25 protein-coding genes are annotated in these 25,959 nt (G+C 63.4%); 12 read left to right on the forward strand and 13 right to left on the reverse strand.

The genetic code is table 11. From position 1 onward, the window contains the following. A complete protein-coding gene (locus tag C9990_RS11230; protein WP_106803326.1) occupies positions 1 to 540 on the reverse strand; it encodes a PQQ-dependent catabolism-associated CXXCW motif protein in 540 nt (179 codons plus the stop codon). A 153-nt stretch (positions 541 to 693) separates the two neighbouring features. On the opposite strand from C9990_RS11230, the gene C9990_RS11235 reads away from it, so the two are divergent. Next, entirely contained in the window at positions 694 to 1,320 is a 627-nt protein-coding gene (locus C9990_RS11235; RefSeq protein WP_106803327.1) for a response regulator transcription factor, read from the forward strand. Between the two features lie 130 nt (positions 1,321 to 1,450). On the opposite strand, the gene C9990_RS11240 is transcribed toward C9990_RS11235, so the two are convergent. Beyond that, positions 1,451 to 2,098 (reverse strand): pentapeptide repeat-containing protein, encoded by a 648-nt coding sequence (locus C9990_RS11240; protein WP_065903937.1) that lies wholly within the window; start codon positions 2,096 to 2,098, stop codon positions 1,451 to 1,453. Positions 2,099 to 2,241: 143 nt separating this feature from the next. Then, the gene (gene exaA / locus C9990_RS11245) at positions 2,242 to 4,134 is read right to left on the reverse strand and encodes a quinoprotein ethanol dehydrogenase (RefSeq protein WP_065903934.1); all 1,893 of its coding nucleotides are present in this window, start codon (positions 4,132 to 4,134) and stop codon (positions 2,242 to 2,244) included. A 254-nt stretch (positions 4,135 to 4,388) separates the two neighbouring features. On the opposite strand from exaA, the gene pedF reads away from it, so the two are divergent. The 10 genes from pedF (at position 4,389) to C9990_RS11295 (ending at position 15,453) form a co-directional block, all read left to right on the forward strand. Beyond that, positions 4,389 to 4,850 carry a cytochrome c-550 PedF gene (pedF, locus tag C9990_RS11250; protein WP_106803328.1) on the forward strand — a complete coding sequence of 154 codons (462 nt, stop codon included), beginning with the start codon at positions 4,389 to 4,391 and terminating at the stop codon, positions 4,848 to 4,850. A 3-nt stretch (positions 4,851 to 4,853) separates the two neighbouring features. Next, positions 4,854 to 5,597, forward strand: a complete 744-nt coding sequence (locus tag C9990_RS11255) for a quinoprotein dehydrogenase-associated SoxYZ-like carrier (RefSeq protein WP_106803329.1) — start codon at positions 4,854 to 4,856, stop codon at positions 5,595 to 5,597. A 2-nt stretch (positions 5,598 to 5,599) separates the two neighbouring features. Beyond that, positions 5,600 to 6,526, forward strand: coding sequence for a quinoprotein relay system zinc metallohydrolase 1 (locus C9990_RS11260; protein WP_106805630.1), 927 nt, complete (start codon positions 5,600 to 5,602; stop codon positions 6,524 to 6,526). A gap of 29 nt (positions 6,527 to 6,555) precedes the next feature. Next, the gene (locus tag C9990_RS11265) at positions 6,556 to 8,076 is read left to right on the forward strand and encodes an aldehyde dehydrogenase family protein (RefSeq protein WP_106803330.1); all 1,521 of its coding nucleotides are present in this window, start codon (positions 6,556 to 6,558) and stop codon (positions 8,074 to 8,076) included. A 179-nt stretch (positions 8,077 to 8,255) separates the two neighbouring features. After that, positions 8,256 to 8,327, forward strand: coding sequence for a pyrroloquinoline quinone precursor peptide PqqA (gene pqqA / locus C9990_RS11270; RefSeq protein WP_106805631.1), 72 nt, complete (start codon positions 8,256 to 8,258; stop codon positions 8,325 to 8,327). A gap of 104 nt (positions 8,328 to 8,431) precedes the next feature. After that, positions 8,432 to 9,595 (forward strand): alcohol dehydrogenase-like regulatory protein ErcA, encoded by a 1,164-nt coding sequence (gene ercA / locus C9990_RS11275; protein ID WP_065903913.1) that lies wholly within the window; start codon positions 8,432 to 8,434, stop codon positions 9,593 to 9,595. Continuing rightward, complete coding sequence (locus C9990_RS11280) at positions 9,579 to 10,949, forward strand: hybrid sensor histidine kinase/response regulator (RefSeq protein ID WP_106803331.1); 1,371 nt, start codon at positions 9,579 to 9,581, stop codon at positions 10,947 to 10,949. Before ercA ends, C9990_RS11280 begins: the two co-directional genes overlap by 17 nt. An 86-nt stretch (positions 10,950 to 11,035) precedes the next feature. Next, positions 11,036 to 12,514, forward strand: a complete 1,479-nt coding sequence (locus C9990_RS11285) for a DASS family sodium-coupled anion symporter (RefSeq protein WP_106803332.1) — start codon at positions 11,036 to 11,038, stop codon at positions 12,512 to 12,514. Positions 12,515 to 12,661: 147 nt separating this feature from the next. After that, the gene (locus C9990_RS11290; protein WP_065903904.1) at positions 12,662 to 14,308 is read left to right on the forward strand and encodes an MFS transporter; all 1,647 of its coding nucleotides are present in this window, start codon (positions 12,662 to 12,664) and stop codon (positions 14,306 to 14,308) included. After that, positions 14,305 to 15,453 (forward strand): HlyD family secretion protein, encoded by a 1,149-nt coding sequence (locus tag C9990_RS11295; protein WP_106803333.1) that lies wholly within the window; start codon positions 14,305 to 14,307, stop codon positions 15,451 to 15,453. Before C9990_RS11290 ends, C9990_RS11295 begins: the two co-directional genes overlap by 4 nt. A 39-nt stretch (positions 15,454 to 15,492) precedes the next feature. Here C9990_RS11295 and C9990_RS11300 read toward each other — a convergent pair whose 3' ends face one another. The 10 genes from C9990_RS11300 to C9990_RS11355 form a co-directional block, all read right to left on the reverse strand. Further along, on the reverse strand, positions 15,493 to 16,350 hold the full coding sequence (locus tag C9990_RS11300) for an aldose 1-epimerase (RefSeq protein WP_106803334.1): 858 nt from the start codon (positions 16,348 to 16,350) through the stop codon (positions 15,493 to 15,495). Between the two features lie 94 nt (positions 16,351 to 16,444). After that, on the reverse strand, positions 16,445 to 17,725 hold the full coding sequence (locus C9990_RS11305; protein ID WP_065903895.1) for a TRAP transporter large permease: 1,281 nt from the start codon (positions 17,723 to 17,725) through the stop codon (positions 16,445 to 16,447). A gap of 1 nt (position 17,726) precedes the next feature. After that, complete coding sequence (locus C9990_RS11310; protein WP_106803335.1) at positions 17,727 to 18,254, reverse strand: TRAP transporter small permease; 528 nt, start codon at positions 18,252 to 18,254, stop codon at positions 17,727 to 17,729. Between the two features lie 65 nt (positions 18,255 to 18,319). Next, on the reverse strand, positions 18,320 to 19,291 hold the full coding sequence (locus C9990_RS11315; RefSeq protein ID WP_106803336.1) for a TRAP transporter substrate-binding protein: 972 nt from the start codon (positions 19,289 to 19,291) through the stop codon (positions 18,320 to 18,322). A gap of 50 nt (positions 19,292 to 19,341) precedes the next feature. Further along, on the reverse strand, positions 19,342 to 20,217 hold the full coding sequence (locus C9990_RS11320) for an SMP-30/gluconolactonase/LRE family protein (RefSeq protein ID WP_106803337.1): 876 nt from the start codon (positions 20,215 to 20,217) through the stop codon (positions 19,342 to 19,344). 30 nt (positions 20,218 to 20,247) lie between these two features. After that, positions 20,248 to 21,072, reverse strand: a complete 825-nt coding sequence (locus C9990_RS11325) for an NAD(P)-dependent oxidoreductase (RefSeq protein ID WP_106803338.1) — start codon at positions 21,070 to 21,072, stop codon at positions 20,248 to 20,250. 187 nt (positions 21,073 to 21,259) lie between these two features. Further along, positions 21,260 to 22,522 (reverse strand): OprD family porin, encoded by a 1,263-nt coding sequence (locus C9990_RS11330; RefSeq protein WP_106803339.1) that lies wholly within the window; start codon positions 22,520 to 22,522, stop codon positions 21,260 to 21,262. A gap of 858 nt (positions 22,523 to 23,380) precedes the next feature. Beyond that, positions 23,381 to 24,238, reverse strand: coding sequence for a copper homeostasis membrane protein CopD (gene copD, locus C9990_RS11345; RefSeq protein ID WP_106803341.1), 858 nt, complete (start codon positions 24,236 to 24,238; stop codon positions 23,381 to 23,383). A 3-nt stretch (positions 24,239 to 24,241) separates the two neighbouring features. Then, the gene (gene copC / locus C9990_RS11350) at positions 24,242 to 24,607 is read right to left on the reverse strand and encodes a copper homeostasis periplasmic binding protein CopC (RefSeq protein ID WP_106803342.1); all 366 of its coding nucleotides are present in this window, start codon (positions 24,605 to 24,607) and stop codon (positions 24,242 to 24,244) included. A 12-nt stretch (positions 24,608 to 24,619) separates the two neighbouring features. Beyond that, positions 24,620 to 25,069 carry a GNAT family N-acetyltransferase gene (locus C9990_RS11355; RefSeq protein WP_106803343.1) on the reverse strand — a complete coding sequence of 150 codons (450 nt, stop codon included), beginning with the start codon at positions 25,067 to 25,069 and terminating at the stop codon, positions 24,620 to 24,622. A gap of 143 nt (positions 25,070 to 25,212) precedes the next feature. Here C9990_RS11355 and C9990_RS11360 point away from each other — a divergent pair, with 143 nt between their 5' ends. Beyond that, positions 25,213 to 25,833, forward strand: a complete 621-nt coding sequence (locus C9990_RS11360) for a TetR/AcrR family transcriptional regulator (protein WP_027606227.1) — start codon at positions 25,213 to 25,215, stop codon at positions 25,831 to 25,833. The last annotated feature ends 126 nt before the right edge of the window (positions 25,834 to 25,959 follow it).

Consider the following 25,959-nt stretch of genomic DNA (forward strand, 5'->3'; position numbering starts at 1 on the left):
TTATTCAAAGGGTTCGGGTGCTGCAGCCGTCACTGGCAGTTTCGCCGCTTCCCATGCGTCCAAGCCATCGCGGTACCAATACACAGAGGTATAGCCCAGGTTGGCGGCTCGTTTTACCGCGTTCCAACTCAGCCAGCAATCGGCGCGGCAGTAGAACACCAGCGGCCGGTTCAGGTCGCCGTGGGTGTATTTGTACAGGTGCCGCACGAAATAACCCTGCCATTCCGGCGTGAGGTCGCCGTCGCCGGTATTGGCCAGCCAGTGGCTGCCGGGCACGTTGGCATGCGGCTGGTCCTCGATGAAGCGGCCTTGCAGCCACTGGCGGCGGTACACATCGACCAGCACCGGCGCGGGCGTCTGGCGCAGCAGGGTTTGCAGGGCCGGGGTGTCGACAATCGTCGCGCCTGGCAGTTGGTCGGGCGTAGGGCTGCGGTACAGGCTGAGACGGTAGCCTTCGGCGGAAAACAGCGGGGTGTCGGCGCAGGTGTAGCCGACGAACAGGCACAGCAGTGCCACGAGGGGCAGTCGAGCGGGCAGCATGGCAAGGCAATCCTTATCGTTATGCGCCCATTACACGTGAGTCGCGCTGCCTTGGGAATGCGACGATAGACAGCAAAACCAGTACCAAAGTAGTAGGTCGCGGCAGACCCCGGGGTTCTAGCATGGGGAAGATACGCTGCCATTGGAGGCACTATGAACATCCTGCTGGTCGATGATCACGCCGTGGTCCGCCTGGGGTATGCAGGCCTGCTGCGCGACGGGCTGCCGGGCGTGGTGGTCCGTGAAGCGGCGAGCGGCGAGGAGGCCCTGGCGCGGGTGCACGAGGCGGTGCCCGCGCTGGTGATCATCGGCTTCGGCCTGCCGGGGATCAGCGGCCTGGAAACCACTCGCCGCCTGCGCCAGCGCCTGCCGCAGTTGCGCGTATTGTTCTTCAGCCAGCATGCGGAACTGCCGGTGGTGCGCCAGGCCCTGGACGCCGGCGCCGCCGGTTACCTGACCAAAAACGCCTCGCCGGCGGTGATGCTTGAGGCGGTGCAGCGCATCCTCGACGGCCACACCTACATCGAACAGGACCTGGCCACGCAACTGGCCTATCATCCCACCGACCGTCGCCTGCAGGGCATGACCCAGCGCGAGCTGGAGATTTTCCTGATGCTCGCCAAAGGCACCCCGGCACGCTCGATCGCGGCCCAGCTGAGTATCAGCAGCAAGACGGTGTCCAACCACCTGACCTTGCTCAAGAGTAAATTGCAGGTGAGTTCCCATGCCGAACTGGTCCACCTGGGCATCGATATGGGCGTAGTGCGAGTGGCGGGCTGATCTCTACCTGATGCACGCGGACCCTGTGGGAGCGGGCTTGCTCGCGAATACGCGGTGTCAGTATCAGGTGTGCTGACTGACCCGGCGCTTTCGCGAACAAGCCCGCTCCCACATGTTGATCCGCGGCGTTCTAGCGATCCCAGGTGGTGGGGCAGTCCTTGCAGCCTTCCATGTTCGCGTCCTGGAAATTCCCGTAATGCTGGCGCGCACCGGTCAGGGTGGCGTTTTCCAGATTGCTTTCACCGAACTTGGCTTCCTGCAGATTTGCATCGCGCAGGTCCGCCCCTTGCAGGTCGGCCTTGCTCAGCCAGGTCATTTCCAGGTCCGCCGCGCGCAGGTTGGCCTTGTGCAGCTTGGCTCCGGACAGCCGCGCAAATTGCAGGTAGGCCGCACTGAGGTTGGCATTCTCGAATTGCGCCCCCTGGGCGAAGAGGCCCCAGCCCTGGATCGCCATCAACGTCGCGTCGGTGAAATTGGCCAGGCGCAGGTTGCTCTGCTGCAGGCTCGCGCGGGTCAGGTTGGCGCCTTGCAGCTGGGCTTTTTCCAGGTTGGCCAGGTCGAGGTTGGCGTGGCGCAGATCGGCCTCGCGCAAGTCGGCGCCGGCCAGGTTCATCTTGCTCAGGTTTTGATTGCTCAGGTTGGCGCCCTTGAGATTGGCGCCAGGGCACTGGCTGTGTTCGGCGATGGTGCAGCCGTTGATCACCAAGGGCGCGTCGTCGCCATCGTCGGCGTGGGCCAGGGGCAGGGACAGCAGGAGTAACAAGGGCAGGTATTTCATGACGAGACCTCGAAGGTGGCGGGGTACCTGTCGCACCGGCTGCGCAGCAGCCGATGCGACAGGAAGAATGCCGGGGCCGCTTCGCAGCCCAGCGCGGGGCATGCCCGCTCGCCACAAAAGGCGACCCCGCATTCTCGTAGGGGTTACTTCTGGGCGGTTTTCAGGTCCCAGCTCGGGATCTTGAACACCCAGAACGAACCCCCTTGTGCCACCGGCTTGGTCAGCTCGGCCATGTCGCCGCCCCACAACGGCACCGCGCCGCCATAACCGACGGTGACGCCGATGTACTGCTCGCCATCCTGTTCCCAGGTGATCGGCGGCGAGACGATGCCGCTGCCGGTCTGGAACTTCCACAGCTCCTTGCCGGTTTTCGCGTCGAAGGCCTTGAAGAAGCCGTCGCCGGTGCCGGTGAACACCAGGTTGCCCTTGGTTGCCAGTACGCCGGCCCACAGTGGCAGGTGTTCCTTGTGTTCCCACACCACTTTGCCGGTGGTCGGGTTCATCGCGCGCAACGTGCCGACGTGGTCGTCATACATGCGCTTGATGCGAAAACCCATGCCCAGGTACGCCGAGCCTTTCTTGTAGTTGACCTCTTCGGTCCAGTATTCCTCTTTCCACTGGTTGCCCGGGATGTAGAACAGGCCAGTGTCCTGGCTGTAGGCCATGGGGTTCCAGTTCTTGCCGCCCAGGAACGGCGGCGAGACTTCCACCGGCTTGCCCTTGGTTTCACCCGGCAGCGGTTTGGCCGGACGCTGGCCTTCGTTTTCCACCGGACGCCCGGTCTTCAGGTCGATATGGCTGGCCCAGGTGATGTTGTCGACGAACGGGAAAGCGTTCTGCAGTTTGCCGTTGGTGCGGTCGACCACATAGAAAAAGCCGTTGCGGTCGGCGTGGCCGGTAGCCTTGGTGACTTTGCCGTCCTTGTCCTTGTAGTCGAACAGCACCAGTTCGTTGTTGCCGGAGAAGTCCCAGGCATCGTTCGGGGTGTGCTGGTAGAACCACTTCACTTCGCCGGTGCTCGGGTCGACGCCGACCTGGCCGGAGGTGTAGAGGCTGTCGAAATCGTGTGGGTTGCCGTCCTTGGAGGTCCGCGCCCAGGTGTTCCACGGACCCGGGTTGCCGGCGCCGACGATGATGGTGTTGGTCTCGGCATCGAAGCTCGCGCTCTGCCAAGGTGCGCCGCCGCCGTGGCTCCAGGCCTCGACCTTGCCGGTTTCGGTGGTCGGGTCATCCGGCCACGATGGCGCCTTGACGTCGCCGGTCGGGGTGCTGTCCTTGCCGTTGAGGCGGCCCATGTGGCCTTCCACGAACGGGCGCATCCACACTTCTTCGCCGGTGTCCGGGTCGCGCGCATAAAGCTGGCCGACCACGCCGAACTCATCGCCGGAGCTGCCGTGGATCAGCAGCACCTTGCCGCTGACCTTGTCCTTGATCAGCACCGGGGCGCCGGTCATGGTGTAGCCGGCGGCGTGGTCGCCGAATTTCTTGTTCCACACCACTTTGCCGGTGTTCTTGTCGAGGGCGATCAGGCGCGCATCGAGGGTGCCGAAGTAGATCTTGTCGCCGAAGATCGCCGCGCCACGGTTGACCACGTCACAGCACGGGCGAATGTTGTCGGGCAGGCGGTGGTTGTAGGTCCACAGGCGTTTGCCGGTCTTCGCGTCGAGGGCGAACACGCGGGAGTAGGAACCGGTGACGTAGACCACGCCGTCGCTGACGATGGCCTGGGATTCCTGGCCGCGCTGTTTCTCGTCGCCGAACGAGTAGGACCAGGCTGGCGTGAGCTTGAACACGTTCTTGTCATTGACCTGGGCCAGCGGGCTCCAGCGCTGGGCGTTGGTGCCCATGCCGTATTGCAGCACGTCCTTTGTGGTCAGGTGGTCGTTGGCGATGTCTTCCCAGGTGACGTTGCGCGTCTGCTTCGCAGGTTCGGCAGCGGCATGGCTGGCAGCACTGAGGGACAGGCTGCCCACCAGCAGAAAGGCTTGCAGGGCAAGACTCAAGGGTGAGAGGGCGGGTAGCGATCTTATTGTCATGGTTGCAGTTCCCAGTGGAGGTTTTGGCCTGCACAGGGTGCGACGTCCATGGGCGTGCGAATACGGAAAAAGTCCCGGTGTTGCCGGGACAATTTCCCGAACCGCCTCTGATTTAGCAGTGCCCCACAAGGCCTGCTACCAACGGATGAGAACCCGACAACCAAAGCAGCATACGGGTGCCGCCGAGCGCTTCCTAAGATGGTTGCCATAGCCTCTGCCAAGAGGTTTTGCGTGCACTCCTGAGGGAAAAAATAATGACAACAAAACGCAACGCCTGGATGACCGCCTGCCTGTTTGCCGGGGTACTCGGTGCCGGGTCCGTCATGGCCCACGGCAACGTCACACCGACCGCCGTGGAAACCAAGGGCCTGACCCCGATCAAAGACGCCGGCGTGCCGCTGGACGCCGATGGCTGGGCCGCGACCAACCCCTATCGCACCTCACCCGAGCACGACAAGGCGGTGGAAGTCGGTGCCTCGGCCTACAACCAGAACTGCGCCGCCTGCCATGGCCTGGAAGCCAAGTCCGGCGGGATCGCACCCGACCTGCGCATGCTCGATGTGGGCGACGCCGGCGATGAATGGTTTGTCGAACGCGTGCGCCACGGTGCGGTGCGCGATGGCCGGGTCTACATGCCGAAAATGGCCGACTACCTGAGCCAGGAAGCCCTGTGGGCAGTGCGCACCTACCTCGACAGCGTGCACGTCGAGGAGTAGGGCATGCGCCTGCGCGGGGTGTGGGTCTGCTGGTTGCCGATGCTGGCCTGGGGCGCGCCCGTGGACCCGGTGCCGTCGGTGATGTGGGATTACTACCACCAGCGGTTTCTCGACAATGCGCCCTTCGTGTTCGACGCGCGCGTCAAGCTGCTGGCCCCGCCGTTCGCCGAAGATGCGCGCCAGGTGCCGCTGGAAATCGACGCCCGCGCGTTCAAGGGCGAGGTGGTGAAAATCCTCGCCTGGGCCGAGTTGAACCCGTTGCCGAAAATCGTCGACTTCCAGCCCCGCGAGGGTGTGCTGCCGTGGTTGTCGATCCGGATTCGCATCGAACAGGCCACGCCGTTGCGCGCGGCGGTGCTGACCAGGGACGGCCTCTGGCATGTCGGCTCGACCCTGATCGATGCGGCCGGCGGCGGCTGCACCGCACCCAGCGTGGTGCGCACCCAGGCGGGTTGGGAAGAGCACCTCGGCGAAGTGTTCGGCGGGCGCTACCCGCGCGCCGAATTCAGCCGCGTCAAGTTGCAAGTCGCGCACCCGATGGATAACGGCATGGTCAGCGGCATTCCCGAATTCTTTATCAACACGGCCGAACTCCGCGGCGCCGACGGTCAGTTATTGGCGACGCTGGAGCTGTTTCCCGCGGTCAGCGAAAACCCCAGCCTGGCCTTTGATATCCAGGCGACCGGCCCCACCCGCCTGACCCTGCGCGACACCAGCGGCAGCCAGTTCGAGGCGGCCCTCCCATGACCCTGCGCTGGACACTCTTGTGGCTGATCCTGTTCAGCCTGCCGGTGCTGGCCGAGCTGGATTACGCCCTCAAGCCGCGGCTGATCGCCGACAACACCTGGTTGCTCGAAGGCAGCACCGACAATTTCGCCAAGGACAATGGCGGCAACATCGTCAATGTCGGGTTTATCGTCACCGAGCCCGGCGTGGTGGTGATCGACACCGGGCCGTCCCGGCGCTACGGCGAAGCGTTGCGCCAGGCCATCGCCCGGGTCACCGACAAACCGGTGATCCAGGTGCTGCTGACTCACCACCACCCCGACCATGCCCTGGGCAACCAGGCGTTCAAGGACGTGCCGATTGGCGCACTCGCTGGCACCACCGCATTGCTGCATGAACAGGGCGACAGCCTGGCCGAGAACCTCTACCGCCTGGTCGGTGACTGGATGCGCGGCACCGAAGTGGTGCTGCCCGGTGAAACCCTGCAGCCGGGTGTGAAGACCTTCGGCAGTCACGAGCTGCAACTGCTGCAGCTGCGCGGCCACACCGGCGCGGACCTGGCGATCCTCGACCGGAAGACGGGGGTGTTGTTCGCCGGTGACCTGGTGTTCTACCAGCGTGCGCTCACCACCCCGCACTCACCGGGCCTGGCCGTGTGGCTGAGCGATATCGCCACCCTGCAAGGCTTGCCCTGGACCCTGATCGTGCCTGGCCACGGCCCTGTGGCGACCGACGCCAAACCGCTGGAGCAGATGCGCGACTACCTCACCTGGCTCGATCAATTGCTGCGCGACGCTGCTGCACGCGGCAGTGACATGCCGGAGCTGATCCGCAGCCCGATCCCTGCACGTTTCGCGGCGATCAACCTCAGCCGCTATGAATTGATCCGCAGCGTGACCCATCTGTACCCGCAATACGAACGCACGCAGATGCAACGCATCAACCCCTGACAATACCCACAACAGACAGAGGCCTCACCATGATCTACGCACAACCTGGCACCCCCGGCGCCGTCGTCAGCTTCAAGCCGCGCTATGGCAACTACATCGGCGGTGAGTTCGTCGCGCCGGTCAATGGCGAGTATTTCACCAACACTTCACCGGTCACCGGTGAGGCGATCGCCGAATTCCCGCGCTCGACCGCCGCCGATATCGACAAGGCCCTCGACGCTGCGCATGCCGCCGCCGACGCTTGGGGCAAAACCTCGGCCCAGGACCGTGCCCTGGTGCTGCTGAAGATCGCCGACCGCATCGAGCAGCACCTCGAAGTGCTGGCCGTGACCGAAACCTGGGACAACGGCAAGGCCGTGCGCGAAACCCTCAACGCCGATGTGCCGCTGGCCGCTGACCATTTTCGCTATTTCGCCGGCTGCATCCGCGCCCAGGAGGGCGGTGCCGCCGAGATCAACGAGCTGACCGCCGCTTATCACTTCCACGAGCCGCTGGGCGTGGTCGGGCAGATCATTCCGTGGAACTTCCCGCTGCTGATGGCCGCATGGAAACTCGCCCCGGCCCTGGCTGCCGGCAACTGCATCGTGCTCAAGCCGGCCGAGCAGACGCCCCTGTCGATCATGGTGTTTGCCGAGCTGGTCGGCGACCTGCTGCCGCCGGGCGTGCTGAACATCGTCCAGGGCTTTGGCCGCGAGGCGGGCGAGGCACTGGCCACCAGCAAGCGCATTGCCAAGATCGCCTTTACCGGCTCGACTCCGGTGGGCGCGCACATTATGCATGCCGCCGCCGAGAACATCATTCCGTCCACCGTGGAGCTGGGCGGCAAGTCGCCGAATATTTTCTTCGAAGACATCATGCAGGCCGAGCCACAATTCATCGAAAAAGCCGCCGAAGGGCTGGTGCTGGCGTTCTTCAACCAGGGCGAAGTGTGCACCTGCCCGTCGCGGGCGCTGGTGCAGGAGTCGATCTACGAAGCGTTCATGGCCGAGGTCATGAAGAAGATCGTCAAGATCAAGCGTGGCAACCCGCTGGACACCGAGACCATGGTCGGCGCGCAGGCTTCCGAGCAGCAATTCGAAAAGATCCTCTCCTACCTGAAAATCGCCCAGGAGGAGGGCGCGGTGCTGCTCACCGGCGGCGCGGCCGAGCGCTTGGAGGGGGATTTGTCCAGCGGCTATTACATCCAGCCGACACTGCTCAAGGGCCACAACAAGATGCGCGTGTTCCAGGAAGAAATCTTCGGCCCGGTGGTGGGCGTGACCACCTTCAAGGACGAGGCCGAGGCACTCGCGATTGCCAACGACAGTGAGTTCGGCCTGGGCGCCGGGCTGTGGACCCGCGATATCAACCGGGCCTACCGCATGGGCCGGGCGATCAAGGCGGGTCGGGTGTGGACCAACTGCTATCACCTGTACCCGGCGCACGCGGCGTTCGGCGGCTACAAGAAGTCGGGTGTGGGGCGTGAGAACCACAAGATGATGCTGGACCACTATCAGCAGACCAAGAACCTGCTGGTGAGCTACGACATCAACCCGCTGGGTTTCTTCTGACCCTGACCTGAAGGGCAAGCACCTGTGGGAGCCGGCTTGCCGGCTCCTACCATTCGATCGTTGTACCTGCGCGACTAATGCAGGGTGAGGGTTGCTTCGAAAGTAGCATTCGCCTCGCCCATCCTGCGTGCATTAATGGATTCACCGGAATCTTCCGGCACAACAAGAGGACGCTCCCCATGTGGATCAAACCCGCTTTCACTGACCTGCGTATCGGCTTCGAAGTGACGATGTACTTCGCCAGCCGCTGATCTGGCGTGCTGCAGGGAAGATGCCTCTTTGGTCTGATTGCTTTCGCGGCCGGATCGGTTAGTGTGGAGCGCATCTTCCAAAATAATAAGAAACAGGCTTAACAATGAGCCCAAACCTGAGCCTCCTGCGTAAATTCGTCTCGCCTGAAATCATCTTTGGCGCCGGCTGCCGGCATAACGTCGGCAATTACGCCAAGACCTTCGGCGCGCGCAAGGTGCTGGTGGTCAGCGACCCCGGCGTGATTGCCGCCGGCTGGGTCGCCGATGTCGAAGCCAGCCTGCAAGCCCTCGGTATCGACTACTGCCTGTACACCGCCGTATCGCCCAATCCGCGCGTCGAAGAAGTGATGCTCGGTGCCGAGGTGTACCGCGAAAATCATTGCGACGTGATCGTGGCCATCGGTGGCGGCAGCCCGATGGACTGCGGCAAGGCCATCGGCATTGTGGTCGCCCATGGGCGCAGCATCCTCGAGTTCGAAGGCGTGGACACCATTCGCGTGCCCAGCCCGCCCTTGATCCTCATTCCCACCACGGCCGGCACCTCGGCGGACGTGTCGCAGTTCGTGATCATCTCCAACCAACAGGAACGCATGAAGTTCTCCATCGTCAGCAAGGCGGTGGTGCCGGACGTGTCGCTGATCGACCCGGAAACCACCGCGAGCATGGACCCGTTCCTGTCCGCCTGTACCGGCATCGACGCGCTGGTGCATGCCATCGAGGCGTTCGTCTCCACCGGGCATGGCCCGCTTACCGACCCCCATGCGCTCGAGGCGATGCGCCTGATCAACGGCAACCTGGTGCAGATGATCGCCAACCCCGGCGACATTGCCCTGCGCGAGAAAATCATGCTCGGCAGCATGCAGGCCGGGCTGGCGTTTTCGAATGCGATCCTCGGGGCGGTGCACGCCATGTCCCACAGCCTGGGCGGCTTCCTCGACTTGCCCCATGGCCTGTGCAACGCGGTATTGGTGGAGCACGTCGTTGCGTTCAACTACAGCTCGGCGCCGGAGCGGTTCAAGGTGATTGCCGAGACCTTCGGCATCGACTGCCGTGGCCTCAACCATCGGCAGATCTGCGCGCGGCTGGTAGAGCACCTGATTGCGCTCAAACACGCGATCGGTTTCAACGAGACGCTCGGCCTGCACGGCGTGCGCATGGCCGACATCCCGTTTCTGTCCCAGCATGCGATGCATGACCCGTGCATCCTCACCAACCCGCGCGAGTCCAGCCAGCGTGATGTCGAGGTCGTCTATGGCGAAGCTCTCTGACGCGCAACAGCGCGCCCTGGCCGGGCTGCTGGGGCTGGGCGACCAGTCGGCGCGCAAGAGCCATTACCCGGAACTCACCGCGCGGCTCGACGAGCTGGAGGCCGAGCGCAATCGCTACATCCGCCTCAACGACGAACTGGAGCAGCGGGTCGCCGCGCGCACCGACGAGTTGCTGGAGGCCAACCTCAACCTGCAACAGCAGATTGCCCAGCGCGAGCAGATCGAACAGGACCTGCGCGACGCCCGCGACGCCGCCCAGGCCGCCAATCGCAGCAAGGACAAATACCTCGCCGCCGCCAGCCATGACCTGCTGCAACCGCTGAACGCCGCGCGGCTGCTGATCTCGACCTTGCGCGAGCGCAACTTGCCGAGCGTCGAGCAGGTACTGGTGGAACGCACCCACCAGGCCCTGGAGGGCGCCGAGGACTTGCTCACCGACCTGCTGGATATCTCGCGGCTCGACCAGGCGGCGGTCAAGCCGGACGTGGCGCTGTATCGCCTGGATGAGTTATTTGCGCCGCTGGTCTCGGAGTTCCAGTCGGTGGCCCAGGCAGCCGGCCTCAACCTGCGCGCGCGTACCGGCGGGTATGCGATCCGTACCGACTTGCGGCTGCTGACGCGGATTTTGCGCAACTTCCTCAGCAATGCCTGCCGCTATACCGATGAGGGCTGCATCCTCCTTGGCGCGCGCCGGCGCAGTGATCGCCTGCGCCTGGAGGTGTGGGACACCGGGCGCGGGATTGCGGCGGATCGGTTGGGTTCGATCTTTCTGGAATTCAACCAGCTCGACGTCGGCCGCGCGTCGGACCGCAAGGGGGTAGGGCTGGGCCTGGCGATTGTCGAGCGTATCGCCGATATTCTCGGCTACCCGGTGGCGGTGCGGTCCTGGCCGGGGCGCGGTTCGATGTTCAGTATCGAGGTGCCGCTGAGCGACGACATGCCACTGGCGATCAGTCAACTGCCCGTCGCGCCTACCACCGGTAATCCGCTGCCGGGACGGCGCTTGCTGGTGATCGACAACGAGGTGAGCATCCTCGAAAGCATGCGCGCGCTGCTCGGCCAGTGGGGCTGCGAGGTGGTCACCGCCACTGACCAGGCGGGCGCCTTGCTGGCGCTGCAGGGCAGGGCGCCGGAGTTGATCCTGGCCGACTATCACCTCGACCATGGGGTGGTCGGCTGTGCAGTGGTCAAGCATCTGCGTGAGCACTTCGAGCAGAAGATCCCGGCGGTGATCATCACCGCCGATCGCACCGACCAGTGCCGCCGCGCGCTGCGCCGCCTGGAAGCGCCGCTGCTGAACAAACCGGTCAAGCCCGGCAAGTTGCGCGCGGTATTGAGCCAATTACTGGCCTGACGCCCGGCGCGTTGATACCCGTCAACACACCCTGCGGCCTTATGCGCCATGCTCCCGGCCTGAATGGAAGGCCTACGGAGTACCGCATGAACGCCCACGCAACAACCGCTGCATCCTTCAAGTTGCCCCTGGGCCTGGTGGTCGCCGTGCTGGTGATGGTCGGCGTGTTGCTGTTGCCGCTGCCGGCGGACTTGCCGGTGGCCGGGCACCGGATGCTGGCGATCCTCGCCTTTGCCGTGGTGGTGTGGATCACCGAGGCGGTGTCCTATGAAGCCAGCGCGATCATGATCACTTCGCTGATGGCGTTTTTACTCGGCACCGCGCCGTCGCTGCAGGACCCTGCGCACCTGATCGGCTCCAGCCCGGCGATCAGCATGGCGCTGACCGGCTTCGCCAACCCGGCGCTGGCGCTGGTGGCGGGGGCGCTGTTCATTGCCGCAGCGATGACCCACACCGGCCTGGATCGGCGTATCGCGCTGGTCACCCTCAGCCGCATCGGCACCAGTACCCGGCGCATCCTGTTGGGCGCGATTGCGGTGACCATTTTGCTCAGCCTGGTGGTGCCCAGCGCCACCGCGCGCAGTGCCTGCGTGGTGCCGATCATGATGGGCGTGATTGCCGCCTTCGGCGTCGACAAGCGCTCGAACATTGCCGCCGGGATCATGATCGTGGTCGCGCAGGGCACCAGCATCTGGAACGTCGGCATCCAGACCGCCGCGGCACAGAACCTGCTGACAATCGGCTTCATGGACAAGATGCTCGGCCAGCGTGTGTCGTGGCTCGACTGGCTGATCGCCGGCGCGCCGTGGGCGGTGATCATGTCGGCGGTGCTGCTGTTTTTGGTGCTCAAGTTGCTGCCGCCGGAAACCGACAGCATTCCCGGCGGCCAGGAGGCCGTGGCGCAGTCGCTGGTGGACATCGGGCCGATGACCGGGCCGCAGAAGCGCCTGTTGAGTGTCTCGGTGCTGCTGTTGCTGGCGTGGGCCACCGAGGGCCGGTTGCACAGTTTCGACACCACCTCGACCACCTACGCAGGCCTGGTGTTCCTGCTGTTGCCGGGGCTGGGCGTGATGACCTGGAAGGATGTGCAGTCGCGTATTCCGTGGGGCACGGTGATTGTGTTTGGCGTCGGCATCAGCCTCGGTACGGCGCTGCTGACCACCCAGGCCGGGCAGTGGCTGGGCGCGCAGGTGGTGACGCACACCGGGTTGGATCAGCTCGGGCCGCTGGGCGTATTTGCCATCCTCGGGGCCTTCCTGATTGTGATCCACCTGGGCTTTGCCAGTGCCACCGCATTGACCTCGGCGTTGTTGCCGATCCTGATCGCGGTGTTGCAGACCTTGCCGGGTGAGTTCAGCCGCCTGGGGATGACCATGCTGCTCGGGTTTGTGATGAGCTACGGGTTTATCCTGCCGATCAATGCGCCGCAGAACATGGTGTGCCTGGGGACCGGCACGTTCACGGCGCGCCAGTTTGCCAAGGTGGGGATTCTGGTGACGCTGCTCGGCTATGGCCTCATGCTGATCTTCGCCGCCACGTACTGGAGTTGGCTCGGCTGGATCTGAGCTGGAATCTGCGCCGGCATTTGTCTGGCAGGCGCGCTGCTGGGATCAATTGCACCCTCGAGATGGCAAGATGAACTCCGCTCAGGTTTACTACTCCCTGAGTAATGGTTTTACCGGCGTCCCCCGCCGGGTCATCTAGGTCACCGAATGGACAAATACACCCCCCACACCTGGCAGCCCCACGAGCGACCGAGCCTGCCTGGCTCGCCGTCGACGCCGCTGCACCCCACGCACAAACGCTGGCTGTTTGCGCTGGTCGGCGTGCTAGTGGCGATTACCGGCGGACTCGGCAATGCGCTGGTCATCGCCAACCTGCAATACCTGCAAGGCGCCCTGGGCGCGACAACGGCGGAAATGGCCTGGCTGCCCGCCGCCTATGTGATGACCAACGTGTGCATGAACCTGCTGCTGGTGAAGTTTCGCCAGCAGTTCGGCCTGCGCGCGTTCACCGAAGTGTTCCTGGTGCTGTATGCGCTGGTGACCTTCGGCCATTTGTTCGTCAACGACCTCAGCTCGGCCATCGCGGTGCGGGCGGCCCACGGGATGGTCGGCGCGGCGCTCAGTTCGCTGGGGTTGTACTACATGATCCAGGCGTTCCCGGCCAAATGGCGGATGAAAGCCCTGGTGCTGGGGTTGGGCACCGCGCAATTGGCGCTGCCGTTGGCGCGGCTGTTCTCCGAGGATTTGCTGCAAATCGCCGAGTGGCGTGGCCTGTACCTGTTCGAACTGGGCATGGCCCTGATCTGCCTGGGGTGCGTGTTCCTGCTCAAGTTGCCGCCTGGCGACCGCTTCAAGACCTTTGAAAAACTCGACTTCCTGACCTTCGGCATCCTCGCCACCGGGGTCGCCTTGCTCTGCGCCGTGTTGTCGCTGGGGCGCATCGACTGGTGGCTGGAAGCACCGTGGATCGGCGTCGCCTCGGCCTGTTCGCTGGTGCTGATCATGGCCGGCCTGGCGATCGAGCATAACCGCGCCAACCCGTTGCTGATGACCCGTTGGCTCGGCAGTGGGGTGATGATCCGCCTGGCGCTCGCCGTGGTGTTGATTCGCATGGTGCTGTCGGAGCAGTCCACCGGCGCCGTGGGGTTCATGCAGATGTTGAACATGAGCTACGAGCAGATGCACACCCTGTACGTGGTGATGCTGGCCGGGGCGATTGCCGGGCTGGTGGTCAGTGCTCTGACGATCAACCCGGCGCACCTGCTGATGCCGCTGATCATCTCGCTGGCGCTGATGGCCGTGGGGTCGGTGATGGACAGTTTTTCCAGCAACCTGACCCGGCCGCAGAACATGTACATCAGCCAGTTCCTGCTAGGCTTTGGCGGCACGTTCTTCCTGGGCCCGACCATGGTGCTGGGCACCCGCAACGTGCTGACCAACCCGCGCAACCTGGTGAGTTTCTCGGTGATGTTCGGGATCTGCCAGAACCTCGGCGGCCTGATTGGCGCAGCGTTGCTCGGCACCTTCCAGATCGTGCGCGAGAAATTTCACTCGAGCATGATCGTCGAGCACCTGACCCTGCTCGACCCGCGTGTGGCCGCGCGGGTGCAGAGCGGTGGCTCGGCCTACGGCGGGGTGATCGCCGACCCGGAATTGCGCAACCTCATGGGCATTCGCAGCCTGGCCACGGCGGCCACGCGTGAGGCGAATGTGATGGCTTACAACGATGTGTTCATGCTGATCGCGATCATCGCTATCCTCACCATGATCTGGATCTTTATCCGCAGTCTGTGGCTGATGAGCACCACCAAGGCAGCAGCCCCTCCCGTTCAACCCAGCGGCGCCACTTCATGACCGAAACGACCACCACCACGACCACCAATGCCATTGCCTCCACCCCGGAAGGCACCGCGCCGCCCGGCGCGAGCGTGACCGAACCGCGCTCGCTGCGGGTGCGCATCATCTCGTCGCTGGGCTTCGCCGCGATTGCCATCATCGGCGTGCTGATCGTGTTGTATGCTTGGCAATTGCCGCCGTTCAGCAGCGCCGTGGAAACCACCGAGAACGCCCTGGTGCGCGGCCAGGTAACGATTATCGGCCCGCAACTCAGCGGGTATGTGTTCGAAGTGCCGGTGCAGGACTTCCAGTACGTCAAGGCCGGCGACCTGCTGGTGCGCCTCGATGACCGCATCTACAAGCAGCGCCTCGACCAGGCGCTGGCGCAACTGGCGGTGCAGAAGGCTTCGCTGGCCAATGTGGTGCAGCAACGCAACAGTGCCGAAGCGACCATCAAGCTGCGCCAGGCCGCCTTGGTGGACAGCCAGGCCCAGGCGCGCAAGAGCACCGCCGACCTGCGCCGCAATGAAGAACTGATCAGCGACGGTTCGGTGTCCAAGCGCGAGCTGGACGTGACCCGTGCCGCGAATGCGCAGACCATCGCCGCCGTGGCCCAGGCCCAGGCCAGCCTGGAGATCGCGCGGCAGGACCTGCAGACGGTGATCGTCAATCGCGGCTCCCTGGAAGCGGCGGTGGCCAGTGCCGAGGCGGCCGTGGAGCTGGCGCGGATTGATTTGTCCAACACCCGCATCACCGCGCCGCGTGACGGCCAGCTGGGGCAGATTGGCGTGCGCCTTGGCGCCTTCGTCAATTCCGGCGCGCAGTTGATGGCGCTGGTGCCCCACCAGTTGTGGGTGATCGCCAATATGAAAGAAACCCAGATGGACAATGTGCAGGTCGGGCAGCCGGTGACCTTCACCGTGGATGCGCTCAACCACCGCAAGTTTCGCGGCACGGTGCAGCATATTTCCCCGGCGACCGGCTCGGAGTTCAGCCTGTTGCAGGCGGACAACGCCACCGGCAACTTCGTGAAGATCGCCCAGCGTGTGCCGGTGCGGATTACCGTGGATCCGGATCAGGCCGAAAGCGAGCGGCTGCGGCCGGGTTTGTCGGTGGTGGTGAGTATCGACACGGCAGGGCGCCTGAAAAACAGCCCGCCCTGACCACCCCAGCCACCCTGTAGGAGCCGGCAAGCCGGGCGCCTACAGGGGAAGGTATTTCAGGGTGAAATCGAGTTGAGTCGATTGGCCTTGTTCCAACAGTTTCAACCCGGGCCGTCCCGGCAGGTGATGCGCATTTACCGGATGGCTCACCGGTTCGATGCAGAAAAATCCCAGCCCCGGTGGGCAGAACAGCAGGAAGTAGTCGGTGCCAGTGGCTCGGCATTCCAGCGCATAGCCCAGCTCCGGCTGCTCGATCCGACACTGCCCGTCCCACTGGCAAAAGCCATTGTCCACCAGGCGCTCCGGCAGCGCCTTGAGCTGACGGAAATCCCAGTCCGCCGACAGCGGAGCGAGCCCCGTCGGCAGCTTGGATGCATCACTCATCCACACCTGCTCGGCGTTGGCCTGCAAGCGCGTGGCCGGCCGGCGCGGTAAGTAGGGGTGCAAGCCCAACCCATGCCACGCGGCCTTGTCGGCCAGATGCGTGACGCGCAGTTCGATGCTCAATTCGCCGCCACCCAGGCGAAACCGCTGCTCGGCGCGATAGGCAAACGGTGTGTCGCACTCCACCGCCAGCACCACCTCATCCGCCGACTGGCTGACCACCTGCCACACCTGCTGCCAGGCCGAACCATGAATCGGCAGCGGGTCGAGCGGGCTGTTCGGTGTCAGCGCCAGCCAGCCATCCGGGGTGTCGAAACCGCCTTCGGCAATCCGATTGGACCAGGGCGCCAACGGATAGCACCCCAGCTTGCCCGGCAACCCGGTAGCGATCGCCTGCTCATCGCTATGCCGCAGCAGCGGCTGCCCGCTGGCGCGCACGCTCCAGTTGACGATGCTGCCCCCCACGGCGGGCGCCAGGGTCAGCACGGTCAGGTCATCTCTGAGTTCCAGCATCACAGGTTCACCTCGAAATGAAAGCTGCCTGCAGGCGCTGGCTTGCCGGCGCCTGCAGGGTAGGGCGTCACAGGCTGTATTCCTACGCAGAGCGTTATAGCACCACGCTTGGCAGCCACAGCGACAACGCCGGAATGTAGGTCACCGCCATCAACACCAGGAACAGTACGGCATAGAACGGCAGCAGCGCCTTCACGGTTTTCTCGATGCTGACCTTGCCCACCGCCGCACCCACGAACAGCACCGCGCCCACCGGCGGGGTGATCAGGCCGATGCCGAGGTTGACCAGCATGATCATGCCAAAGTGCACCGGGTCGACACCGATGCCGAGGATCACCGGCAACAGGATCGGCGTGAGGATCAGGATCAGCGGTGCCATGTCCATCACCGTGCCGAGCAACAGCAGCATCATGTTGATGCACATCAGGATCACGTAGCGGTTGTCCGACAGGGTCAGGAACATCGTGGTGATCTTCGCCGGGATCTGCATCAGGGTCATGATGTAGCCGAAGCTGGCGGCGAAGGCGATCAGGATCATCACGATGGAAATGGTGCGCACCGTACGGTGCATCAGCTTGGGCAGCTCGCTCCATTTGTAGTCGCGGTAGATGAACATGGTCACGAAGAATGCCCACAGCACCGCGATTGCGGCGGACTCGGTGGCAGTGAAGATACCCGAGAGGATGCCGCCGAGGATGATCACCATGGCCATCAGGCCCCACAGTGCATCGGCGCAGATTTTCAGTGCCTGCTTCAAGGGAATGACTTCGCCCTTGGGGTAATCGCGTTTCTTCGCGAAGATCAGGCACAGCACCATCAGGCACGCGCTCATCAGCAAGCCCGGGACCACGCCGGCCATGAACAGCGAGGCGATGGAAACGGTGCCGCCGGCGGCCAGCGAGTAGAGCACCGAGTTATGGCTGGGCGGGGTCAGCAGCGCTTGTACCGAGCCGCTGATGGTCACCGCGGTGGCGAATTCGCGTGGATAGCCACGGCGCTCCATTTCCGGGATCAGCACCGAGCCGACCGACGCCGTGTCGGCCACCGACGAGCCGGAGATTGCGCCGAAGAACGTCGAGGCCATGATGTTCACCAGGGACAGGCCACCGCGCACAAACCCCACCAGCACGCCGGCAAACGCCACCAGCCGCCGCGACATGCCGCCCTCGGCCATGATCGCCCCGGCCAGGACGAAGAACGGGATCGCCATCAGCGAGAATTTATTCACCCCGCCCGCCACCTGGATCATCAGGGCCTGGAACGGAATGTCGATCCACCACGCGCCAATCAGCGCAGACAGCCCGAGGGCGTAGGCCACCGGCATGCCGATCAGGATCAAGGCGATAAAGCTGCCCAACAGAATCAACGCATCCATATCAAGCCGCCCCTTCGCTTTCTTCCACCAGGTCAAAGCGCACCACGCGCCGCTGGCTCTGGTCGCCCAACAGGAGTTTTTCCAGCACGAACACCAGGGTCAGCAGCCCGCCAATCGGGATCGGCATATAGGTGATGCCCACGCGCAGGGTCGGGATGGCGCTCATGAACTGGTTCCAGGTGGACAGGCACAGCTTGCTGCCCCAGATCGTCATGAACAGGCAGATCGTCGCCATCAACAGTTGCGAGACGATGCCGACTACCTGGCGTTGGCGCGGCGGCAGGCGGTCGGTGATCATCGCCACCGACATGTGCGCGCCGGCGCGGTAGCTGGCAGCGGCGCCGATGAAGGTGAACACCAGCATCAACAGGATGGCGGTGGGTTCCGGCCAGCTGGAGCCGGTGCCGAGGATGTAGCGGGCGAAGATGCCCCAGGGAATGATCAGTGCCACTCCCAGTACCGAGAGGCCGGCGACCCAGATGCAGGTCATGTAGAGGCGATCGTTGATGCGCAGCAGCAAATTCTTCATGGCGTTCACCGTAACCGGGCGCGTCGATACCGACCGCGCCTGGCCTTGCTGGAGGAGGAGGGTGATTACTCGACGGCGTCGATGCGCTTGATGATGTCGGCGTACGCCTGGCCGTACTTGGCGCGCACGGGAGCGGTCGCGTCATAGAACGGTTTTTTGTCGACGGTGATGAACTCGACGCCGGCGGCCTTGAGTTTCTCCTCACTGCTGGCGGACTTCTTGTCCCACAGCACGCGCTCGTCGGCCTGGGCGACCTTGGCGGCGTTTTTCACCATGACCTGCTGCGCGGGGGTGAGCTTGTTCCAGGTGATTTTCGACATCACGATGGGCTCGGGCAAAATCAGGTGTTCGGTGAGGGTGTAGTACTTGGCGTTCTGGTAGTGGTTGTGTTCCAGCAGGGTCGGCGGGTTGTTTTCCGCGCCGTCGATCACCCCGGTCTGCAGGGCACTGAAAATCTCGCCGGTGTCCATGGCGATGCCGTTGGCCCCCATTTCATTGAAGGCGTCGATGAACAGCGGGTTGCCCTGCACACGAATCTTCATGCCCTTGAGGTCTTCGATCTTGCGCACCGGTTTCTTGGTGTAGAGGTTGCGGGTGCCGCCGTCCATCCAGGCCAGGGCGACCAGGCCGAACTCGGAGTCGGTGATCTTGGCAAGGATCTCGTCGCCAATCTCGCCATCGATGACCTTGCGCATGTGCGCCTGGTCGCGGAACACGAACGGCAGGTTGAACACGTTCACGTCCGGCACCACCGGGCCGACGATGCCGAGGCTGACGCGGGTCATCTGGATCGCCCCGACCTGGGCCTGTTCGACCACTTCCTTCTCGGAACCCAGGACGCCGCCCGGAAAGTACTTGAAGGTCAGTTCGCCGTTGCTTTCCTTGGTCAGGGCCTTGCCCATGTTTTCTTCGGCAACCACGGTGGGGTAGCCGGCGGGGTGAATGTCGGCGAATTTGATTTCCAGCGCGTGGGCCGCGCCGGTGAAGAGGAACGTCAGGGGAAGTGCAGCGACGAGCAAAGTGCGTTTGAAGTCCATGGGGTGTGTCTCCGTCTTGTTATTGTTGTATTCAAGGCACAGCAATGCAGCTAGAGGGTGAAGGTGGGCTCCGGCAATCCGGTAACGCCGGGGTTGAGGGCGAACACGCCGCCTGACAGTGACTGCTCACTCTGGTCGTCGCGGATCGAGGTGACGAACAGGGTGTCCAGGCGACTGCCGCCGAAGGCGCACATGGTGGGTTTTTTCACCGGCACGCTCAGGGAGCGGTCCAGGCGACCGTCGGGGGTAAAGCGGTGAACCAGCCCGGCGTCGTTGGCGCAGATCCAGTAGCAGCCCTCGGCATCCACTGCCGCGCCGTCGGGGCGACCGGGGTGCTGGTGCATGTCGACGAATACGCGGCGATTGGACGGCGTGCCGGTCTCGGTGTCGTAGTCGAAGGCCCAGATCTGCTGCACCAGCGGGTGCGAGTCCGAGGCGTACATCGTGCGGCCATCGGGGCTGAAGGCCAGGCCGTTGAGGGTGATGAACCCATCCAGCAGCGCCTGCGGTGCGCTGCCGGTGGCAAAGCGGTAGAGGATGCCCTCGGCTGCGTTCAGGCTCATGTCCAGCACCATGCTACCGGCCCAGAAGCGGCCCTGGCGATCACAGCGGCCATCGTTGAGGCGCATGTCCGCACGCGGGTGCTCGACACTGGCCAGGGGCGTGGTGTCGAGGCTGCCGTCGTTGTGCGGGGTAAGCTGGAAGAAGCCGCTTTGCAGGCCGGCGACCCAGTTGCCGGCGCTGGTGCGCGCGATGCAGGCGAGTGCCTGCGGGGCTTTCCACGCGGCGATATGCCCGGTCGCGGCGCTCCAGCGCTGCAGGCCGCCGTGGGGAATATCCACCCAGTACAGGGCGTTTTCTTCAGGCACCCACACCGGGCATTCGCCCACGGCATTGCGGGCGTCGACAATTAATTCTGCAGTCATGGCCACTCATTCCCTTGGGTTGGTCTGGCGTCAGTCACCGAACGGCCCCGCCGCGCAGAACGCGCCGCCCTGGTAGACCTTGGCCGGGTCATCGGCGGCTACCGGTGGCTGGGCTTCGACTTGGGCGCGAAACACTTCGGAGTTGTCCTTGGGGGCGAAACCCAGGTGCGCGGCGTAGCGATTGTCCCACCAGGTGTCGAGGTTATCCGACATGCCGTAGACCACGGTGTGGCCGACATTCGGTGTATACAGCGCGCGTTCGAGGAGTTGGGTCAGGTCATCGAAGCTCAGCCAGGTGTGCATCATCCGGCGGTTCTGCGGTTCCGGGAACGAGGAGCCGATGCGGATGCTCACGGTCTCGATGCCGTAGCGGTCGAAGTAGAAACTGGCCATGTCTTCGCCATAGGACTTGGACAAGCCGTAGTAGCTGTCCGGGCGACGCGGGGAATGTGCGTCGATTTTTTCGCCCTGCTTGTAGAAGCCGATCACATGGTTGGAACTGGCGAAGATCACGCGCTTCACGCCGTGGCGACGCGCGGCTTCGTAGACATGGAAAATCCCGCTGATATTCGCCCCGAGCACTTCCTCGAACGAGCGCTCTACCGACACCCCGCCAAAATGCAGGATGGCATCGACGCCTTCCACCAGGTGGTGCACCGCTTGTTTGTCGGAGAGGTCACAAGGTTGCACTTCTTCGCTAGCATCCGCGGCCGGAGCCATCTCGGCGATGTCCGACAGGCGTAGCACCTTGGCGTACGGACGCAGGCGTTCGCGCAAGACTTTGCCCAGGCCGCCGGCAGCACCGGTGAGCAGCAGGCGGTTGAATGGAACGGGTGTGGAGGTGGTCGTGGTCATGGGGGTTCCATTGTTGTTGTAGGTTGTCGTATGACTAGGTGGAAGTATCGTGATTGATTCCCTGGCTTGTCAACACACGCCTTCCTTGCCGGTGCTGGCTTGCCAGCGATGGTGGCCCCACGGTCGGTGGTGACTATTGAGCTGCCATCGCCGGCAAGCCCGCGCCTACCTAAAGTGTATCCGCGGGTTACAACAGGGAGATCGGGTAGCTGATGAAGATCCGGTTTTCATCGAACTCATTGTTGCTGAAGTCCCGACGCATGGTCGCATTGCGCCACCGCAGATTCAGGTCCTTCAGCGCACCGCTTTGCACGGTGTAGGCCAGTTCCGATTCGCGGCCCCATTCCTTGCCGTCGGTGATCGCCCCGGTGTGCACGTTACTGCCGCTGATGTAGCGGTTCATCATGGTCAGCCCGGGAATGCCGAGGACCACGAAGTTGAAATCATGGCGCACCTGCCAGGATTTTTCCTTCACGTTGTCGTAGCTCGCGTTGTAGCTGTCGTTGGCCAGGGTGCCGCCGCTGGTGCCGTTGACCTTCATCCACACACTGTCGCCGGTGAGCTTCTGCAGGCCCACGTAGAAGGTGTTGCCCAGGTACTTGGCCGAGAGCAGGGCGAAGGCGGTCTTGTTGTCGAGGTCGCCGGCGAGGGCGCTGCCGTCTTCCTTGCCGTTGAAGAAGCCGAGGTTGGCGCCCAGGGTCCAGTCGCCGACCGGCTGGCTATGGGTCAGGTTGATGTACTGCTGCTGGTAGATATCGCTGAGTTCGGCGTACCACACGCCGACCTGGGTGCGTTTGTCATTGAAGGTGTATTCGCCGCCGCCGAAGTTGAAACGGTCCGAAGTGAACGCCGCTTTGCCGTTCATGAACATGTCTTCCATGCTCGCGTCGTTGCGCGGGCTGTTGCCGCGAAATTGCCCGCCGTAGAGGGTCAGGCCGACGATTTCATTCGAGGTGACCTGGCCGCCACGAAAGGTCTGGGGCAGCGAGCGGCCGTCGTCGGAGCGCAGGATCGGCAGCACCGGCATCCATTCGCCGACTTTCAGTTCGGTCTTCGACAGCTTGGTTTTCAGCGCTACGCCCAGGCGCCCGAAGTTGTCAGCGGGGCGGCCATCGTCGTGCGTTGGCAACAACTGGGTGCCGGCGGTGCCTTTACCGCCATCGAGCTTCTGCGAGTACAGGCCCAGCACGTCGATCCCGAAGCCGACAGCGCCCTGGGTGTAGCCGGACTTGGCGTCGAGAATGAAGTTCTGCGTCCACTCTTCGGCCTTGGCCTGGGGGTTGGTCGGGTTGGTGAAGTTGCGGTTGAAGTAGGCGTTGCGCAGGTTGAGCGTGGCCTTGGCGTCGTCGAGAAAACCTTCTGCCTGGGCACCGAGGGGCAGGGTCAATGCCAGGCTGCCAAGACCGATCAGGCCGATACGCGCGGAGGAATTGCGGGCGAATTGACTCACAGTGAAGCTCCCTTTTTGTTGTTTTTATTATTTGTCGTACGTCGTCGTACAACATTGGAGCGAATATTTGCGAGGTTTTCGAGGGGTGTCAAGCAGAAGTTATACGATGACTGCGTGATTGAGCCGAGACATACACCGACGGGGTGGGAGTGGGGTTGGTCGCGAAGGCGGTGTGTCAGTCACCGGAAATAGCGACTGAAGCAGCGCTTTCGCGAGCAAGCCCGCTCCCACATTGGGGAATGGGTCGTCCATGCTTGCGGCGCAACGCCTGGCGATTTCAATCGCGCAACCACGCCCCAGGCTTCACACCGATCAAAAATGTGGGAGCGGGCTTGCCCGCGAAGGCGGTGTGTCAGTTATCGGAAATATCGACTGAACCAGAGCTTTCGCGGGCAAGCCCGCTCCCACAGTGGGGAATGGGTCGTCCATGCTTACGGCGCAAGGCCTGGCGATTTCAACCGCGCAACCACGCCCCGAGCCCCACACCGCTCAAAAATGTGGGAGCGGGCTTGCCCGCGAAGGCGGTGTATCAGTCACCGGAGATATCGACTGAACCAGCGCTTTCGCGAGCAAGCCCGCTCCCACAGGGGGGAATGGGTCGTCCATGCTTACGGCGCAAGGCCTGGCGATTTCAACCGCACAACCACGCCCGAGGCTTCACACCGATCAAAAATGTGGGAGCGGGCTTGCCCGCGAAGGCGGTGTGTCAGTTACCGGAAATATCGACTGAACCAGCGCTTTCGCGAGCAAGCCCGCTCCCACAGTGGGGAATGCGGCGTCCACGCCGGCCGCGCAAGGCCCGGCGATATCCCGGGCACGTCCCACATTGATCGAGTACGACACGCGCCTGCCGTGGATTCAGTTGGCCATGACCATCGGCGGAAGGGTGCCGAGCAGGGAAACGGCGGCTACTGCTGAAACACCTAGTAACCATTCCAGCATCACGCTGGCTTTCAAACTGCCCAGGTGCTGTTCGCCGCGATCAAGGCGCAATCGGTTCAGCAAGGCCAGCGCCAACATGCCCAGGACCAGCATCACCTTGATCAACAGGATCAGCGCGAAGCCATTGAACAACGGCGTGGGCCACAGTTGCCCGGTGAGCACGCGCACGTTGATCAAGCCCGTCACCAGCAAACCGGCGACCAGGCCATAACCGACGCCGCTGAAACGCCTGAGGATCGGTTCCAGGCTGGGCCGTTGCGGTTGCCTGAGGATCAACACCAGCAGCAACAATCCACCGAGCCAGGCGCCCACGCAGACCAGATGCACCACCTGGTTGAGGATCAGCAATTGGCCGCTGAGCCCATCGAGCATGGCGCCATGGCCGACCGGGGCGAGGGTCGCCAGCAGCAGGGCGGTCAACGGCAGGCGCAGGGCGGGCCAGGGTTTGAGCAGCGCAATCACCAGCAACAGGTTCAGCAACAGGTGCCAGACCCACACCTGGCCAAAGAAGGTCTTGCCCAGCACCAATTGCACGGTGGCCGGTTGCAGGGCCGCCTGCCAACTGCCGGCCATGCTCGCGGTGATCAGCAGCAACCACGCCACGCCGGAGCCCAGGCCCAGCCAGGCGAGGGCGCGCGTGATGCGCAATAGTTGCCGGTCCAGTGTCGGTTGCGCTCCAGCGCCTAATAGCCAGGGCCTGAATGCACAGGCCCCGAACATCAGCAGCACGACGATGAAATGCAAAAAACGGCACAGCACCAGCAGCGTTGCCATGGGTTATTGGCCGACCTTGAAGCTGTATTCACCGTTGCTCTTATGGGTGTCGACCGACACGGCGTTCCACACCACTTTGTAATTGCCGGCTGCCAGCGGGGCGGCAGGGGTGACTACCAGGGTCTTCTTGTCGGCGTCGGGAGTTTCCAGGCCCTTGATCGCGACTTCGGTGCCGTCCTTGCTCAGGGAGACTTTGGTAAACGTGGCTTCGACACCTTCGCTGAAGCTCAGGCGCAGGTCGGCAGGCGCGGCGACGGTGCTGTCAGCCGCTGGCGTCGAACTCTTGAGGTGCGCATGCGCGAACGCCGCCGAGGCGCCCAGCAGCGAGGCGAGCAGGGCGACGGCGGTCAACGTGTTCTTGATCAGCATTGTTCAGTACCTTCAGGGTTGAGGAGTCGGTAGAGCCATGTGCAGCAAGGGAAAGGGCTTGCCTTCGCCATCCAGCGGCGAGCGCGCGACCTGGATGAAACCATAGTGCAGGTAGAAGCCCACGGCCTGCGGATTCTGTTCGTTCACGTCCACCGTGAGGGTATCGTGACGGGCGCGGGCGTGGTCCAGCAACTGGCGGCCGATGCCCTGGCCACGGCGGTCGGGGTCGATAAACAACATTTCCACATTGTGTCCGCCGGTGGCGATGAAGCCGGCGATGCCGACGTCATCCTCGAACACCCACGTGTCGAGTGCCGGCATCGGCAGGTAAGTGTCGCGCACCAGCGGCAGCAAACGCTGGATGTCATCCTCGGGGAGGAAGTCATGGGTGGCCCGCACCGAACGCTCCCACAGTGCGCCCAGCACGGGGTCGTCGGTGGCCAGGCGAGGTCGAATACTCATGGCAATGATCCTTCATAGGGATCGCGATCCTAACCAATCCTATTTATGCGCGAAAGCTTCGCGTAAGAAGTTTCATTGTGGCCTGTCGCCGCGATCTAGAGCCGATGGTAGTCTTTAAGCCAAGTTGTTGTCAGGGAGCCCTTATGGGCAATCACAAGAGTGGAATTCGTCGGGTCAACGTCGAAAAAATCCTGCTGGCGGCGGAGAAAATCTTCGCCGAAAAGGGCTATGGCAGCACCGCCATGGCCGACATCGCCGAAGAAGTGCAACTGCCGCGCTCCAACCTGCATTACTACTTCACCACCAAAAGCGAGCTGTACAGCGCGGTGCTGTTCGACCTGTTGGAAGTGTGGAAGCAGGATGCACTGAGCTTCGAGACCTTCGATGATCCGCGCGTCGTGCTCAGCAGCTACATCCGCGCCAAGATGCAACGCTCGCGCACGCGGCCGTATGGCTCGAAAGTCTGGGCCAACGAAATCATCCACGGCGCGCCGACACTGGGTGAGGCACTGGATGAAAGCCTGTACGACTGGGCCAAGATGAAGGAAGCGAAAATTCGCCAATGGGTGGAGGACAAACGCATCCTGCCGGTGGAACCGTCGAGCCTGCTGTACATGATCTGGGCGTCGACCCAGCACTACGCCGACTTCGATCATCAGGTGAAGATTCTGAATGATCACCAGCCGCTGTCGGACATGCAGTTCGAAAAGGCGATTCAGACGGTGACCAGTGTGATTTTGCGCGGGATCGGGTTGGAGCCGTGATGATCGCTCCTACGCTGCGCGCGGGAATTGAGCCAGGGGCGCTGCGCGTTCCAAGCGCGGACGCAGAGCGTCCAGTGAGGCATTCCCACGCGGAGCGTGGGAACGATCATATAAAGGGCTACATAA

Source organism: Pseudomonas sp. S5D5, assembly GCF_003013355.1.
Lineage (GTDB): Bacteria > Pseudomonadota > Gammaproteobacteria > Pseudomonadales > Pseudomonadaceae > Aquipseudomonas > Aquipseudomonas aylmerensis.